Below are 14,828 nucleotides of genomic sequence, written 5' to 3'. Positions count from 1 at the left end.
GTGGATTGAAACAGCTCAGCGATTTTCCGAAACTCGTCTTCCGTCAGTCGCACCCCGTGCGGGTGCGTGGATTGAAACCATTCCAGACACGTCAGCCCCCGCTTCGGTCGCCGGTCGCACCCCGTGCGGGTGCGTGGATTGAAACGAGATCGATGCGAAGGATATGTCCGTCTGGCTGATCGTCGCACCCCGTGCGGGTGCGTGGATTGAAACGAGCGTGCGACGGCGCTTGTGATCCGGCTGGGAAGTCGCACCCCGTGCGGGTGCGTGAATTGAAACACCGAAGCCCGCGAAGATCACAATCCCCTGGATCGCTGTCGCACCCCGTGCGGGTGCGTGGATTGAAACTTATATCGGCTACGCGTGCGCATATCTAAGATATTGTCGCACCCCGTGCGGGTGCGTGGATTGAAACTTCATCTGAACTCCTTTCATGGATTCGTCCATCTCGTCGCACCCCGTGCAGGTGCGTGGATTGAAACGCTGATAATATGAGCGATGCCGGTGAAAATTTTGTCGCACCCCGTGCGGGTGCGTGGATTGAAACGATTTGGGCGGATGATAGTGAAGACCCGCCGTCGTCGCACCCCGTGCGGGTGCGTGGATTGAGACTACAGCGGCGACCAGGTCCAATATAAGCGGGAACCTGGATTGAAACCCGAGTCCGGATTGCGAGAGCCGGCACGACTGATCGTCGCTCCCCGTGCGAAAATATCTGTCCAAACCAACAAAATTCCAATCCCGTTCCCGCTAACGGAACGAGGCGACGCTTAGAGCGTGATTTGAGCGGTTTAAAAATTCTAACGGAACCAGGTGACGCTCAAAGGTGAGAAATCGGAATTTTCGAGCCGATTTCCGCCTATCCTGATCATTTAAGAGCGCTCAGATCCGTTAGATCCGCGAGAAGCACTCCGAGCAGCGCCTAACGAATCTACGTTCCGTTACAGCATGCGCGAGCACGGAATCCGTCTGCTTGCTTCCTTTCCATTGCGGAAAAGCGAACTAAAAACGGAAGGTCGGCGGTACACGCGATAACGCCCAGCCTTTTCGCCTCTCCAATCGACAAAAAGCCGAAGTCCCGTTCGCCTGAACGAACGGAAACTTCGGCTTTTCGATTTGCTTTCGGAACTTTCTTAAACTCTCCGCCGTCAATCCGCCGCCGAACTCAAATACCGCTCCCCGTTATCCGGAGCGATGCAAAGCACCCGCTTGCCGGGTCCCAGGCGCTCGGCTTCGCGCAGGGCCGCCCAGACGGAGGCGCCGGAGGACGGGCCGACGAGCAGGCCTTCCCGCTGCGCCAGCAGGCTGGCGGTGCCGAGCGCGTCTTCGTCGGCGACCTGGACGATCTCGTCGTAGACGTCGCGGTTCAGGATCGTCGGGATAAAGCCGGGGCTTGTGCCGACCAGCTTATGCGGACCCGGGACGCCGCCGGAGAGAACCGGCGAGCCTTTGGGCTCCACCACGACGATGCGGATATCCGGCAGCTCGCGCCGGAGTTCTTCCCCCGTGCCGGTGATGGTGCCGCCCGTGCCCGCGGTCGCTACAAAAGCGTCGATCCGGCCTTCCATCTGTTCCAGGATCTCGCGCGCCGTGGTACGGCGGTGAATATCCGGGTTGGCCGGATTCTCGAACTGCTGCGGCACGAAGCTGCCCGGAATCTCGCGCTGAAGTTCCAGCGCTTTACGGATCGCGCCGGGCATCCGCTCTTCCGCCGGCGTCAGCAGCACTTCCGCGCCGTACGCTTTGAGAATCCGGATGCGTTCTTCGTTCATGTTCGAAGGCATCGTGATGATCAGCCGATAGCCTTTGACCGCGGCGTTCATCGCCAGTCCGATCCCGGTATTCCCGCTTGTCGGCTCGATAATCGTGCCGCCCGGACGCAGGATGCCGTCCTGTTCGGCCTGGGCGATCAGGTTGTAAGCCGCGCGGTCTTTGACGCTGCCGCTCGGGTTGAAGAACTCCAGCTTGACGTACACGTCCGCGGCTTCCGGACCGTTCAATCTGCGAATCCGGACCGCGGGCGTACAGCCGATCAGGTCCGTGATGCTGTCCACTACAATCGATGCCATCTTCATGCGTCCTCCCCTATTCCAGCAGATCCGGCTGTTCTTTGACAATCCCGTCGTAGAGCGGCTGGAAGTTCAGCCAGCCCCGATGCGGCGTAAAACCTTCCGCGATCTCCCGCGCATGCGCGTCGCCGATCAGCTTGGGCGTGCCGGCCGCTTCCGCGAGCAGCTGCGCCTGGCATACTTTTTCCAATGAAATAAACAAGTACGCCGCTTCGTCCACCGTCTGTCCCACCGTGACGATGCCGTGATTCTCCATGATGATCGCCCGGTTGTCGCCGACCGCGTCGGCCAGATTCTGCCCTTCCCCGAGCGCGAAGCTGTCGTACAGCGCATGGCGCTTGTAGAACACCGCCGCTTCCGCCGTGATCGGATCGACCGGGCGTCCCAGCGTGGACCAGGTTCTGCCGTAGATGGAGTGCGTATGCACGGCGGAGATTACGTCCGGGCGGGTCGCCAGGATCGGAATATGCAAAATAGTGTTGCCGCGATGGATATAAGGCGTTTTGCCTTCCACGATCTCGCCTTTGAAGTTATACAGGACCAGGTCGCTGACCTTGATCGTGCCGAAGCTGTAAGCGAACGGATTGGCCCAGTAATGATCGGTTCGCTCGGGATCGCGCGCCGAGATATGGCCCATGACGCCTTCCTCGAAGCCGAATTTGGCAAACAATCGGCAGGCCGCCGCCAACCGGCGCTTGCGGTACAGCCGTTCCTCCTCGTAAGTGGCGAATTCCGGTTTTTGCGGTCTTGCGATCGGTGCGTTTTGAGCCATGCGGTCGTCCTCCTTCTATATAATGGTGGAAATGAACAGCGGAATCGCGGGATGCGGCGCAGTCGGAACCGTTTGGCGTTTGTCCTTTAGCGCACCGCGCCGGCTTCCCGCTCCCGCTGCGCCGTATACCGGTTGACCGGATATTGAAGACCCAGATGTCCGCGCAGCGTGTCTTCCTCGTATTCCGTGCGGAACAAGCCGCGCTCCTGCAGAATCGGGACGACCTGTTCGACGAAGTCGCGCAGTCCTTCCGGCTGAACGTGACCGGAGATAATATAGCCGTCGATATCGCCCGTCTCGAAGCGTTTCTGGATCGTATCGGCGATCTTGCGCGGCGTGCCGACAAAGTCGCCTCTCGGCGTCGAGACGCGCAGCGCAAGCTGGCGCAGTGTCAGCCCTTCTTCGCGCGCGATGCGCAGATACAGCTCCGACGTCGATTTGAAGCTGTCTTTGCCGATCTGCTCCAGTCCTTCCGGCAGCGGCTCGTCGAGCGGATACTGGCTGAAGTCGTGGAAGCTGAAGTAGCGGCTGAGATACTTCAGCGCCAGTTCGATATCCACGTACGCGCACGTTTCTTCGTACCGCCGCTGGGCTTCTTCTTCCGTTGCGCCGACGATCGGGGTAATGGTCGGGAAGATGCGCAACTCGTCCGGGCCCCGACCGAACGACGCCAGCTGCTCGCGGATATCCCGCGCAAACTCGGCCGCGAGCTTGAGATCGCTGTGCCGCGAGAAGATCGCGTCCGCATGCTTGGCGGCCAAGCGTTTGCCTGCATCCGACCCGCCCGCCTGGAACAGGATCGGCCGTCCCTGCGGCGAGCGTTCCATATTGAGCGGACCCTGTACTTTGAAAAATTCGCCTTCGTGGTCCAGCGTGTGCATTTTATCGAAATCGGCGTACTGCCCCGTTTCTTTGTTGCGCACGAACGCGTCGTCTTCCCACGAATCCCACAGCCCTTTCGCCACTTCGAGATACTCGCCGGCTACCCGGTAGCGCAGACTGTGTTCCATAATCTTCTCCTGCCCGTGGTTGCGGCCGAGTCCTTCCAGCGCTGAAGTCACCGCGTTCCAGCCCGCCCGGCCGCCGCTCAGTTTGTCGAGCGAGGCCAGTTGGCGCGCCGTTGTAAACGGTTCGCTGTACGAGGTGGTAAACGTGCCGACCAGTCCGATATGCTTCGTCGTGACCGCAAGCGCCGACAGGATGGTCATGGGATCGAAGCGGCTGAGGAAATAAGGCGTGCTGTCTTTGGTAATGTACGCGGAGTCGGCAATAAACAGAAAATCGAATTTGCCCTGCTCCGCAAGACTCGCCAGCGTCTGTATATGCGCGAGGTTGACCGGGGCGTCGGCCGGCGTGGCGTGATGCCGCCAGGCGGCGACGTTCGAGCCGGCCGCGGTCAGGAAAGCGCCGAGTCTAAGCTTGCGCGATGGCAGATGGGTCATATCGAGTTCCTCCTTTGGAATAGCGGTTGATTGGAATATCCAGCTCCAGATTGCCGCGCAGCGTGTCGGATTCGTACTGCGTCCGGTAAATGCCCCGTTCCTGAAGCAGCGGGACGACGTACCGGTTGAACTCCAGCAGCCCTTCGGGCTGGCTGTGCGAACTCAGCACGAAGCCGTCGACGACGCCCGTTTCGTACAGCGCCTGAATCCGGTCCGCGATTTGTTCCGGCGTGCCGACGTAATCGCCTTTGGGCGTCGCCACGCGCTGGGCCAGCTGGCGCAGCGTCAGATTCTCTTCGCGCGCCAGAGACAGATAGTACTCCGCCGTCGACTTGAAGCTGTCTTTGCCGATATCGCCGAGCTCGGGCAGCGGTTCGTCCAGCGGGAACTGGCGGAAGTTGAAGAAGCTGAAAAAACGGCTCAGATATTGGATCGCCATATCGATATCGACGTACTGGATCGATTGCAGATACTTCTCGCCTGCTTCCTCCGGCGTCGCGCCGACGATCGGCGTGATCTGCGGGAAGATGAGAATATCTCGGCGGGATCGTCCGTAAACGGCGGCCCGGCTGCCCAGGTCGTCGGAGAATTCGGTCGCCCGCTTCAGGTCGCTGAAGCGCGAATAGATCGCGTCGGCGTGCCGCGCCGCCAGGTCCCGTCCCTGGTCCGAGCCGCCGGCCTGGAATATGACCGGCCGCCCCTGCGGCGAGCGTTCCATATTGAGCGGACCCTGCACCTTGAAAAATTCGCCTTCGTGGTCCAGCGTGTGCATTTTATCGAAATCGGCGTACTGCCCCGTTTCTTTGTTGCGCACGAACGCGTCGTCTTCCCACGAATCCCACAGCCCTTTCGCCACTTCGAGATACTCGCCGGCTACCCGGTAGCGCAGACTGTGTTCCATAATCTTCTCCTGCCCGTGGTTGCGGCCGAGTCCTTCCAGCGCCGAAGTCACCGCGTTCCAGCCCGCCCGGCCGCCGCTCAGTTTGTCGAGCGAAGCCAGCTGCCGCGCGGTGGTGAACGGCTCGCTGTACGACGTGGAAAAGGTGCCGACGAGCCCGACATGCTTCGTGGTCGCCGCGAGCGCCGACAGAATCGTCAGCGGCTCGAACCGGCTGAGAAAATACGGAATCGAATCTTTGGTGATATAAGCCGAGTCCGCGTTGAACAGAAAATCGTACAGCCCTTCTTCCGCCGCCCGGGCGACCGCGTTGAACGCGTCGAAGTTGACCGCCGCGTCGGCCGGCTTGCCGGGCAGTCTCCAGCCGGCGAGGCCGGAAAAGCCGCTCAGGAAAGTCCCGAGTTTCAATTTGCGCCGGGATTCACTCATTTTGGTTTCCCTCCGTTTTCGTAACCGATTTCGTTCGATACTTGCCCGCCAGGCTTAACGCAGAATCCAGTCGTTGATATCGAAGTCGGCCGCCGCCAATCCTTCTTTGACAAGAAAATCTTTGGAGCCTTCCACGCGGGCGATGCCCTCGTCGCTGAAACTTTGTTCGGCGATGCCTTCGATCGGATACAGCGTCTTGACCGCTTCCGTGGACAGACCGTACAGCTCCGATACGAACGCGTAATACTCATCCGGCTTGGATTTCAGGTCCGCAAGCGCTTTGGTCCGCGCGGCATCCCAGGCTTTGGCGATATCCGGCACTTTGTTCACATAATCTTCCGTGACGACCACCGAGCCTGTAGCCAGCAGTTCGGGATGGTCGGAGGCATTGTCGATCACCCGGTATCCGCCTCCTTCGAGCAGCTTGTACACGAGCGAATCCGTCGCGGCCACCGCGTCGATCTCGCCTTTGGCCAGCGCCGCAAGCGAGTCCGTCGTCGTCGAGCCGATGCTGATTTGCTTGGCGTTCTTTACGCCGCCCGCCGCCAGCGTTCCGACCAGATAGCGGTGCATGATCGATCCTTTGACGATCGCAATCGTTTTGCCTTCCAGCTCGGCGACCGTCTGCGGACCGTCGTCGCGTACGATAATCAGGCTGTTCATTTCGATATCGGGCTGGGAAATCAGCCGTGTTTTGGCGCCTTTGGCCCGGTTGAGAATCGCCGGCGTATCGCCGGAGTGGCCGATATCGACACTGCCGCTGATAATCGCTTCGTTCAGATCGGGACCGACTTTGAAACCGACGGGCTTGATCTCGGTAATTCCATATTTGCCCAACTCTTCTTGGAAAATGCCGGTATGAATGCCCCAGCCTTCCGCTCCCGCGATCAGCGAGTAGCCGCCGACGTATCCGAAAGTGAGCGTTTGTCCCGAGGAATCCGACGCATCCGGGGAAGCGGAAGCCGAAGATTCCGGCTTCTCGTCCGCCAGTACGCTTCGGCCGCTTCCCGCCGCTCCGCAGGCCTGGAGCAGCAGCGCCAGCACAGACAGCAGCGCCAGCAGCGCAAAGGCCCCCGGCCGGCGATGCCGCCTTTTGCCGGACAAAGTTTCTTGCGATCGACCGATTTGCGCGTGTTCCCTTACCTTTTCCCGTTTCTTTTCCACTGCATAAGCCCCCTATTGGTTGGAATAACAGCTCTAACGACTTTTCGAATCGGCGCGCCGCCCCGCGGCGTCAGCCTTTGTACGTATCGCGCCAGCCCAGCAGCCGCCGTTCCAGCAGCCTGACCAGCGAGTCGATGCCTTTGCCCGCCACCGCGAAGATCAGGATGCCGACAAAGATCAATTCGGTGCGGCTGTTGTACTGCCCGTAATAAATGAGATAACCGATGCCGGACGTCGAGTTGATCAGCTCCGCCACCACTACGCTCAGCCAGGAAACCGCGAGCGACAGCCGAACGCCCAACAGCAGCTGCGGTACGGACGAAGGCAGGATCAGCCTGCGGATCGTATCGAACCGGCTGTAAGCCAGCACCTTCGATACTTCGTACAAGCGGTTGTCGACCGACCGGATGCCGAGCACCGCATTGACGTACATCGGGAAAAAAGCGCCGTTGGCGATAATCACGACTTTGGACAGTTCTCCGAAGCCGAACCAGAGAATAAACAGCGGGGCGACCGCCAGATTCGGCGTCATCCGCAGCAGTTGGAGCATCGGATCGAACAGCTCTTCGCCGCGCTTGGAGAACCCGACCAGCAGTCCGGCGATCAGTCCGAGGCCGCCCCCGAGCAGGAAGCCCAGCAAAACGCGCTGCAAGCTGATTCCGGTATGCGTGAACAGTTCCCCCGTCGCTCCGAGATCCGCAACCGTCGAAGCGATCAGCAGCGGCGAAGGAAGGAAAAACGAATCGACCCTGCCCGAGCCGCTGTAGAACTGCCAGATTGCGATGCCGACTACCGGGATCAAAGCGCCCAGCGCGATGTCCAGCGGGCCGATCCGTCTGCGCACGTGCCGCTTTTTCCGGACGACGGCGGGGGTTCCGGCGCTTTCCGCGTCCGGCGCCGCTGTCGCCTCCGTTCTTGCTTTGACTTCAATGACTTTGTTCATGTCGTCCTCCTTTCCGCCTCGCTACTGTCCTTTGTATGTCGCATTCCAGCGCAGCGCCCTGCGTTCGATCGCCAGCACCAGCGAGTCGGCGGCTTTGCCGATTACGGCGAACAGCGCAATGCCCACGAATACGGTCGAGGTGCGTCCGAGCATGCGAGCGTCCATCATCAGGTAGCCGATGCCCTCGGTCGAGCCCAGCAGTTCCGCCACGGCCAGACTTAGCCAGGCGACGCCGAGCGACAGGCGGATGCCCAGGAACAGATTCGGCAGAGCGGACGGCAGCGCCAGCAGAAACGTCCGTTTGACGAAGCCGAAGCCGAGAATGCGGGATACCTCGAACAATTTGTTGTCGGCGTTGCGAATGCCCAAGAACGTATTGATGTACAGCGGGAAAAACGCGCCTTTGGCGACCAGCAGGATCTTCGAAGTCTCGCCGATGCCGAACCATAGAACGAACAGCGCCGTAACCGCCAGATGCGGAATCATGCGAATCATCTGCATCGTCGGATCGAGCGTCCGCTCGATTCCCCGGAACAACCCGACCAGCAGTCCCGCCGCGATGCCGAGCCCCCCGCCGAGCGCGAAGCCGCCGAGCGCCCGCAGCACGCTGATTCGAAGATGCGACGCCAGCTCTCCGCCCTGCAGCAGTCTCCAGAAGTCCTGCCAGATTGCCGAGGGATTAGGGAATAGCAGTTGGGAGATTACCCCCGCGTTCCCGAGCAGCTGCCAGGCGACCAGGATCGAGACCGGAACGATCAGCCCGACAAGCGCAGGCCGCAGCGTCCGGATTCTGCCGTTCATATGCCCGCCCCGCTTTCTCCCCAGGCGACTTCTTCGATCTTCTCGAACTCGCTCAGTACCCGCAGACGCAAATCCTGAAAGACCGGCGTGGTCTTTTTTCTCGGGTAAGGCAGGGTGACCGGCACGATGCTGCTGATCTCGCCCGGCCTCGGCTTCAAGATCACGACCCGGTTGGCGAGAAATACCGCTTCGTCGATATCGTGGGTGACGAAGATCATCGTGGTGCGGTTGGTCTGCCAGATGTCCAGCAGCGCTTCTTGCATATGCGCCCGGGTAAACGCGTCGAGCGCGCCGAACGGCTCGTCCAGCAGCAGCACGCGGGGATTGCGCAGCAGCGCCCGGGCGATCGCCACCCGCTGCGCCATGCCGCCCGACAGCTCGCGGGGATACGCTTTTTCGAAGCCGTTCAATTTGACCAGTTCGATCAGCTCGCTTACCCTCCTCCGGGTCGCCTTGTCCCGCAAAGACAGATCCGCCGCGATGTTCTTCTCCACCGTCAGCCAGGGAAAAAGCCTCGGCTCCTGAAAAATAAAGCCTTTGTCGATGCCGGGTCCCGCGATCCTGCCGCCCGCCAGCCGAACTTCGCCTTCGTAGTCGGCGTCCAGTCCGGCCACGATGCGCAGCAGCGTGCTTTTACCGCAGCCGCTGGGGCCGATCACGGTAAGAAACTCTCCTTCTTCCGCCTGCAGCCGGATATTTTGCAGAGCCTGAACGCCGCCGCCCTGCCGTTCGAACCGTTTGCTTAAATTTTCGATTTCCAGCAGATGAGTAGTCATCTTTCTTCCTCCTACTTTGTTTCTGGGTTTACTTGGTATTAGCCTCGTGCTTCTCCTTTTCCGAGCTCCGTTTTCAAACTCGGATTCGACTTGTTTCGATCTAATTCCGACTAATTTACTTTGTTTTATCGGTTTTGATTTAGTGTAATTTATCACCGCGTTAAACCCTTGTCAACCTCAAACTCGAACTTTTCTTCCCCGATTGACATCGATGTCTCTCCCGGCAGAAACCGCGCAGCCGCGCGTTTTGGTAACGCAAACAGCCCGACGTCCGGGACGCGGGCCGATGCTTTGTTATTTTTTTAAGAACAGCAATCCCGATCGATCCGAAACAAACGGCTCAAACCTGCAATTGTCGATTATTCGTTCAGCACACGCAGCGAACGTCCGCTCAAATACGCTTCGATATTCTCGACGGCATGGGTATAAAAAACGCGGTACGATTCTTCGGTCACGTAGCCGATATGCGGCGTAGCCAGCACATTGGGCAGCGAACGGTACGGATGATCGGCCGGCAGCGGCTCCGTGTCGAATACGTCCAGCCCGGCTCCGGCGATCCGCCCGCCGCGCAGAGCGTCGATCAGCGCTTCCTGATCGACGATAGCGGCGCGCGACGTGTTGATCAAATAAGCTTCCGGCTTGAGCAGCGCAAGTTCCGCCGCTCCGAGCAGACCGCGCGTGCGTTCGCTCAGCACCAGATGGATCGAGACGATGTCGCTTTCGCGCAGCAGCTCTTCTTTGGAAACGCGGCGGACCCCCGCCTGCCCGGCCTGCTCTTCGGTCAGATTTTGGCTCCACGCCGATACGTCCATACCGAACGCCTGTCCGATGCGCGCCGCCTGAAGTCCGATTTTGCCGAGACCCAACAGACCGAGCCGGCGGCCGGACAGATCGCGCCCGATGACGGACTGCCAGGGACCGTTTTCGCGCAGATTCCGCTGTTCGAGTTCGAGCTGCCGCGACAATCCGAGAATCAGCGCCCAGGTCAACTCCGCCGGTCCGGCGCCCGCGCCTCCCGTGCCGCTCACCGTAATGCCGAGCTTGCGCGCGCTTTCCAGGTCGATCGAAGCGTTGCGCATGCCGGTGGTGACCAGCAGTTTCAGCCGGGGAAGACGCTCAAGCAGCGATGCCGGAAACGGCGTACGTTCCCGCATCGCGACAATAATCGAATAAGGCTCCAGCGCCTGCGCCAGTTCTTCTTCGCCCGGAATATGCCGCTCGAACAGCGTAATATCCACCTGTCCCTGCAGCGCGGACCAATCGGCATAACGCAAAGATACTCCCTGATAATCGTCCAGCACGGCGCAGCGCTCCGGCATGGGTTATTCCTCCTCGTCGAACAGATTCAAACTCGCATACCGCTCGCCGCTGTCCGGCGCGACGCATACGATACTTTTGCCCGGACCGAGACGCTTGGCAATCTGAAGAGACGCCCAGACGGCGGCCCCGGATGACGGTCCGACCAGTATGCCTTCTTGCGAAGCCATCTGCTGAGCGGTCACAAGGGCGTTCTCGTCGGACACACGAATAATTTCGTCGTAAATCCGCGGATTCAGCACGGCCGGCACAAACCCCGGACCCGCCCCGATCAGCTTGTGCGGTCCCGGCTGTCCGCCCGACAGCACCGGCGAGCCTTCCGGTTCGATCACCGCAATATGCAGACCCGGCAGCTTCCCGCGCAGATATTCGCCCGCTCCCGTTACCGTGCCGCCCGTCCCCGCCGTGGAAACGAACGCGTCCACCCGGCCTTCCATCTGCTCGTAAATTTCCGGACCGGTCGTCTCTTTATGTATTTCGGGATTGGCGGGATTCTCGAACTGCTGCGGAACGAAGCTGTACGGCGTTTGCCTTTGCAGCGCAAGCGCTTTGCGGATCGCGCCGGGCATCCGTTTCGCGGCGGGGGTAAAGACCACTTCGGCCCCGTAGCTTCTGAGCACGTTGACGCGCTCTTTGGACATATTGGACGGCATGACGATAATCAGCCGATAGCCTTTCGCGGCGGCCGTCATTGCCAGCCCGATGCCCGTATTGCCGCTGGTCGGCTCGATAATGGTCGAACCCGGACGCAAACGCCCGCTTTTTTCCGCCTGCACAATCATATTGTACGCGGCTCGGTCCTTCAAACTTCCTCCCGGATTGAAATATTCCAGCTTGACGTAAATATCCGCATCGTTGTCGCCGACCAACCGATTCAGCCGGACCACCGGAGTCTGCCCGATCAGGTCCGTGATATGATTCGCTTTCCTGGCTGTCATCGCAATCTCCTTTTCTCGACCTGTCCTTATCCATAATTATAGTAAGTTAATCGGATTTATCGTATTTTGTTTTATGTAATCTAGCACTAATTGCTTGGCATGTCAATGAGATTGGATAAAGCGCTTCGGCAAAGCAAATTCCCGGCCGGATTCCATCCCCGCCAAAATACGCACAAAAAAGAGGCTCCGAAACCGCCGGAACCTCTGCTGTCTTCGATTTAAAACCCTTCCACTTTCAGCGTCGTGCCTTCCAGCGCCGTGCCCGCCGAACGCGTCAGCGTCAGCGACTGCTCGTCCTTGAACGCGATTTCTTCCCCGCCCTGGAACACCAGATTGCGCTCGATCGCGTAAGCCGCGACGGAGAACATCATCTCGAACGCTTCGCCGGACGGGCGCTGCGTGTTCAGCAGTTCCAGTTCGTCGCTGCCGAAGTCCCGCATGCCGTGCGTGTACGCGCAGCAGCCCGACGGCGTGTCGTACAGGCCGACGAATACCCATAAATTGATCGGAAGCAGTCCTTCTTCCAGCATCTCGGTGCTCGCCAGATAAGCCGCCCGGCTGACGACCATCGGCGCGGAGTAAACGGCGAGCGCGTTCGGCGTATCGGTCAGCAGCGCGGCGACGATTCCGGTCAGGAACTTGTGTCCGGCCAGTCCGTCCGATACGTTCCGCAGCGAGACTTCGATCTGCGCCGCATAACCTTCGACCGCCGCCTGCGCGTCCGGCCAGAGCGAATTGTACTTGCAGTTCTGCTCCACTTCGCCGTCCGGAATCGGAGACGGATTGTAGGCGCATACCGCGGTCATCCCGCGGTGATGCAGAACAATGCCGCCTTCATGCAGCCCGCCTTCCGTCGATTCCGACAGTCCCTGCTCGCGCAGCGCCAGCATGAATCCTCCGAAGTCGTGCTCGGGCTGTGCCAGCAGGATGGAACGGTTCAAGGTCTGCGTGCCCGGACGTTCGTCCGGAATCCGCGTCCAGTCGGCGGAGCCGCGCGCCACACGTTCGAACTCCGACGTCCGGCGCGCCGGGCCCCGGCTGTCGTCGTACGCTTCTGCGCGCTCATGCTCTTCTTCGCGTTCCGGCTGCCTGCTTTGCGTTTCGGCTTTGATCTTGTTTAGCAATTTTGTAAAAAAACTCACGTTTATCGCTCCTTTCCGTCCAACATGCTGTTCTTGTACGCCGGATCGGCGTTACATCAATTCGTTCATATAATACCGGATCTGCCTGCGCCACCAGTGCCAGTCGTGATCGACGTCGTAGCCCCAGAAGTCCACTCTTGCGGGAATCACTTTCTCGGCCAGCACTTCGCGGATCCGGGCCGTTTCTTCCCGCATCTCGTCTTCCCACGCGCCCTGGCCGCAGCACAGAATAATCCGGCTGCGCCGGTACTGCTCCAGCAGGCGGTCGTCGCTTAGTCCCGGCAGATAATCGAGCGGAGAGTTGTAATACACGGCTCCTTCCCTGTACCCGCCGAAGAAGTGGTTGACCGAATACACCCCGCTCAGCGCAAGCAGCGTATCGAAGAATTCGGGATGCCGGAAAAAGAAATTCCCGCTGTAATACGCGCCCATCGAGCAGCCGCTGATCAGGATCTTCTGCTCGTCGCCGCCGTTATTCCCCATGCTTTCGCGCAGGATATCCGGGATCAGCTCGCGGACGATATATTCATTATACTGCTCGTGCCGCCCGATGCGGTCCTGGATATTCCAATGCGGCGAGAAAAAAGTTTCTTCGTCCAGCGTATCGCACGCCCAGACCTGCAGCCTGCCCGCGTCGATCCATTCCGCCAGCTCGTCGATCATGCCCGCATCTTCGTACTGGTAGAAGCGCCCGAGCGACGTCGGGAAGACGAGCATCGGCTTGCCCCTGTGCCCGTAAACTTTCAGTTCCATGTCCCGGCCGAGCGCCGGACTGTATATTTTCCGATACTGCGTCGTCACCATATGCCCGCGTTCCGCCTTTCTTCGTCTGTAAGACGCGCTCAGCGCTCTTCCTGAATATACGCCACCATGCCGCGCACTTCGTCCAGCGTTTTCGCCCGGAACTGGTACGCGCGGTTGCCGCTGGCCCGGCTGAATACCGCTTCGATCTCGTCGTAGCGCACCAGCGAATCGCCCAGCGACTGCACGATCTCCTGGTGGCTGTGCGCATAGTGTTTACGATCCTTGCGGCTGGCGTAGCCCGTGTAATAATGTCCCGAAGGAGGATCGCCGCAGCCGCCGTGCACGACCATTTTCGCCCACAGCGAATACACGTCCACGTCGTACGAGTAGTTGATCGAATCCGTCATCCAGGCGCCCGGCGGACGCATATTGACTTCGAGCGCGATCAATCGGCCGTCCTTGTTCGATTTGAACAGCTCGATATGGAAAAAGCGCTCGCGAATATCGAAAGCCCGCAGAATATTGCGCCCCGCCCGCTCCACTTCCGGATCGACATGGTCCAGGCAGATGTAATGCAGATGATCGTCGTCGCCGACCACTTTCATGATGCTCTGGTCGAAGCGGTGGCTGGCCTGGAAACGCACGATGCCGCTCTGGTCGATCAGCCCGTCGTAGGTCAGAATGATTCCGTCGATAAATTCTTCCATAATAAACTCGATATCCTGCGGACGCGTATGGAAAAAGTAGTCCAGCTCGCCTTGATTGCGAATCTTGTACGTCATGCTGGCGCCCGAGCCCAGATCCGGTTTGACCACGACGGGGAAACCGTTTTGCTCGATAAAAGCCGCCGCCGACTCCCGCTCCGGGTTTTTGAGGAAACGGACTGTATCGACGCCGCTCGCCTGGAAAAAGTCTTTCATTTTCGATTTTTGTTTGAGGTTGTCGACGAAATCCGCTTTGGTTCCGTACACATTGAAGTCCGTGCGAATCCGGGCGTCCGTCTCCAGCCAGTATTCGTTCAGCGATTCGAACCGGTCGAGCCGCCCGTATTTATGGGTAAAAAATCCGCAAGCGCGCACGATTCTGTCTTCATCTTCCATACTGTCCACGCGGTAATATTCCGTCAGCGCGCGCTGCAATCTGGGGTCCAGCGAATCGTAAGCCGCGTCGCCGATGCCGAGCACCGTCGCGCCTTCCTCGTGCAGCCGAATCGCAAACTCGGTGCTGCTGCCGGGAAAATGCGGAGAAAAAAATACAAAGTTCATAACCGGACCGCCTCCATCCAAATATTGTTCCCAGGGCTTGTCTTTACATTCCGAAGGAAGCAGATTTTGCTGAATTTTCGTTCTCGACGACTTGTCTCAAATCGAGGTTCGGTTTCGTTCGTCTAAAT

General features: G+C 59.5%; 13 protein-coding genes and 1 CRISPR repeat array (1 of these 14 cut by a window edge). All 13 genes read right to left on the bottom strand.

Going from position 1 to position 14,828, the window contains the following annotated elements; all coding sequences use genetic code 11:
* A CRISPR array of direct repeats spans positions 1–612; the repeat unit is 32 nt; unit sequence GTCGCACCCCGTGCGGGTGCGTGGATTGAAAC (it extends 1,281 nt beyond the left edge of the window).
* 536 nt (positions 613–1,148) lie between these two features.
* Positions 1,149–2,069 carry a cysteine synthase A gene (gene cysK, locus QWJ34_RS06615; protein WP_302726279.1) on the bottom strand — a complete coding sequence of 307 codons (921 nt, stop codon included), beginning with the start codon at positions 2,067–2,069 and terminating at the stop codon, positions 1,149–1,151.
* Between the two features lie 16 nt (positions 2,070–2,085).
* On the bottom strand, positions 2,086–2,841 hold the full coding sequence (locus QWJ34_RS06610; RefSeq protein ID WP_302726277.1) for a class II aldolase/adducin family protein: 756 nt from the start codon (positions 2,839–2,841) through the stop codon (positions 2,086–2,088).
* A gap of 86 nt (positions 2,842–2,927) precedes the next feature.
* Positions 2,928–4,283: an LLM class flavin-dependent oxidoreductase gene (locus QWJ34_RS06605; RefSeq protein ID WP_302726275.1), complete on the bottom strand. Its 1,356-nt coding sequence runs from the start codon at positions 4,281–4,283 to the stop codon at positions 2,928–2,930.
* On the bottom strand, positions 4,255–5,610 hold the full coding sequence (locus tag QWJ34_RS06600; protein WP_302726273.1) for an LLM class flavin-dependent oxidoreductase: 1,356 nt from the start codon (positions 5,608–5,610) through the stop codon (positions 4,255–4,257). The genes QWJ34_RS06605 and QWJ34_RS06600 overlap by 29 nt, the downstream gene beginning before the upstream one ends.
* 54 nt (positions 5,611–5,664) lie before the next feature.
* On the bottom strand, positions 5,665–6,774 hold the full coding sequence (locus QWJ34_RS06595; protein ID WP_302726271.1) for an ABC transporter substrate-binding protein: 1,110 nt from the start codon (positions 6,772–6,774) through the stop codon (positions 5,665–5,667).
* Between the two features lie 70 nt (positions 6,775–6,844).
* Positions 6,845–7,717, bottom strand: a complete 873-nt coding sequence (locus QWJ34_RS06590; protein ID WP_302726269.1) for an ABC transporter permease — start codon at positions 7,715–7,717, stop codon at positions 6,845–6,847.
* 21 nt (positions 7,718–7,738) lie between these two features.
* On the bottom strand, positions 7,739–8,518 hold the full coding sequence (locus QWJ34_RS06585) for an ABC transporter permease (RefSeq protein WP_302726267.1): 780 nt from the start codon (positions 8,516–8,518) through the stop codon (positions 7,739–7,741).
* On the bottom strand, positions 8,515–9,294 hold the full coding sequence (locus tag QWJ34_RS06580) for an ABC transporter ATP-binding protein (RefSeq protein WP_302726265.1): 780 nt from the start codon (positions 9,292–9,294) through the stop codon (positions 8,515–8,517). The genes QWJ34_RS06585 and QWJ34_RS06580 overlap by 4 nt, the downstream gene beginning before the upstream one ends.
* 359 nt (positions 9,295–9,653) lie before the next feature.
* Positions 9,654–10,613: a D-2-hydroxyacid dehydrogenase family protein gene (locus tag QWJ34_RS06575; protein WP_302726263.1), complete on the bottom strand. Its 960-nt coding sequence runs from the start codon at positions 10,611–10,613 to the stop codon at positions 9,654–9,656.
* A gap of 3 nt (positions 10,614–10,616) precedes the next feature.
* A complete protein-coding gene (cysK, locus tag QWJ34_RS06570; protein WP_302726262.1) occupies positions 10,617–11,549 on the bottom strand; it encodes a cysteine synthase A in 933 nt (310 codons plus the stop codon).
* A 218-nt stretch (positions 11,550–11,767) separates the two neighbouring features.
* Entirely contained in the window at positions 11,768–12,691 is a 924-nt protein-coding gene (locus tag QWJ34_RS06565; RefSeq protein ID WP_302726261.1) for a DUF4261 domain-containing protein, read from the bottom strand.
* Positions 12,692–12,742: 51 nt separating this feature from the next.
* Complete coding sequence (locus QWJ34_RS06560) at positions 12,743–13,495, bottom strand: esterase family protein (protein WP_302726260.1); 753 nt, start codon at positions 13,493–13,495, stop codon at positions 12,743–12,745.
* A gap of 38 nt (positions 13,496–13,533) precedes the next feature.
* Positions 13,534–14,700, bottom strand: coding sequence for an ATP-grasp domain-containing protein (locus QWJ34_RS06555; protein WP_302726259.1), 1,167 nt, complete (start codon positions 14,698–14,700; stop codon positions 13,534–13,536).
* Positions 14,701–14,828 lie beyond the last annotated feature (128 nt).

Origin of the sequence: Saccharibacillus sp. CPCC 101409, from assembly GCF_030518235.1 — a bacterium.
In the GTDB taxonomy this organism is placed as follows: domain Bacteria; phylum Bacillota; class Bacilli; order Paenibacillales; family Paenibacillaceae; genus Saccharibacillus.
The sequence above is the reverse complement of the archived record's forward strand: the minus strand, read 5'-3'. Positions and strand labels throughout refer to the sequence as shown.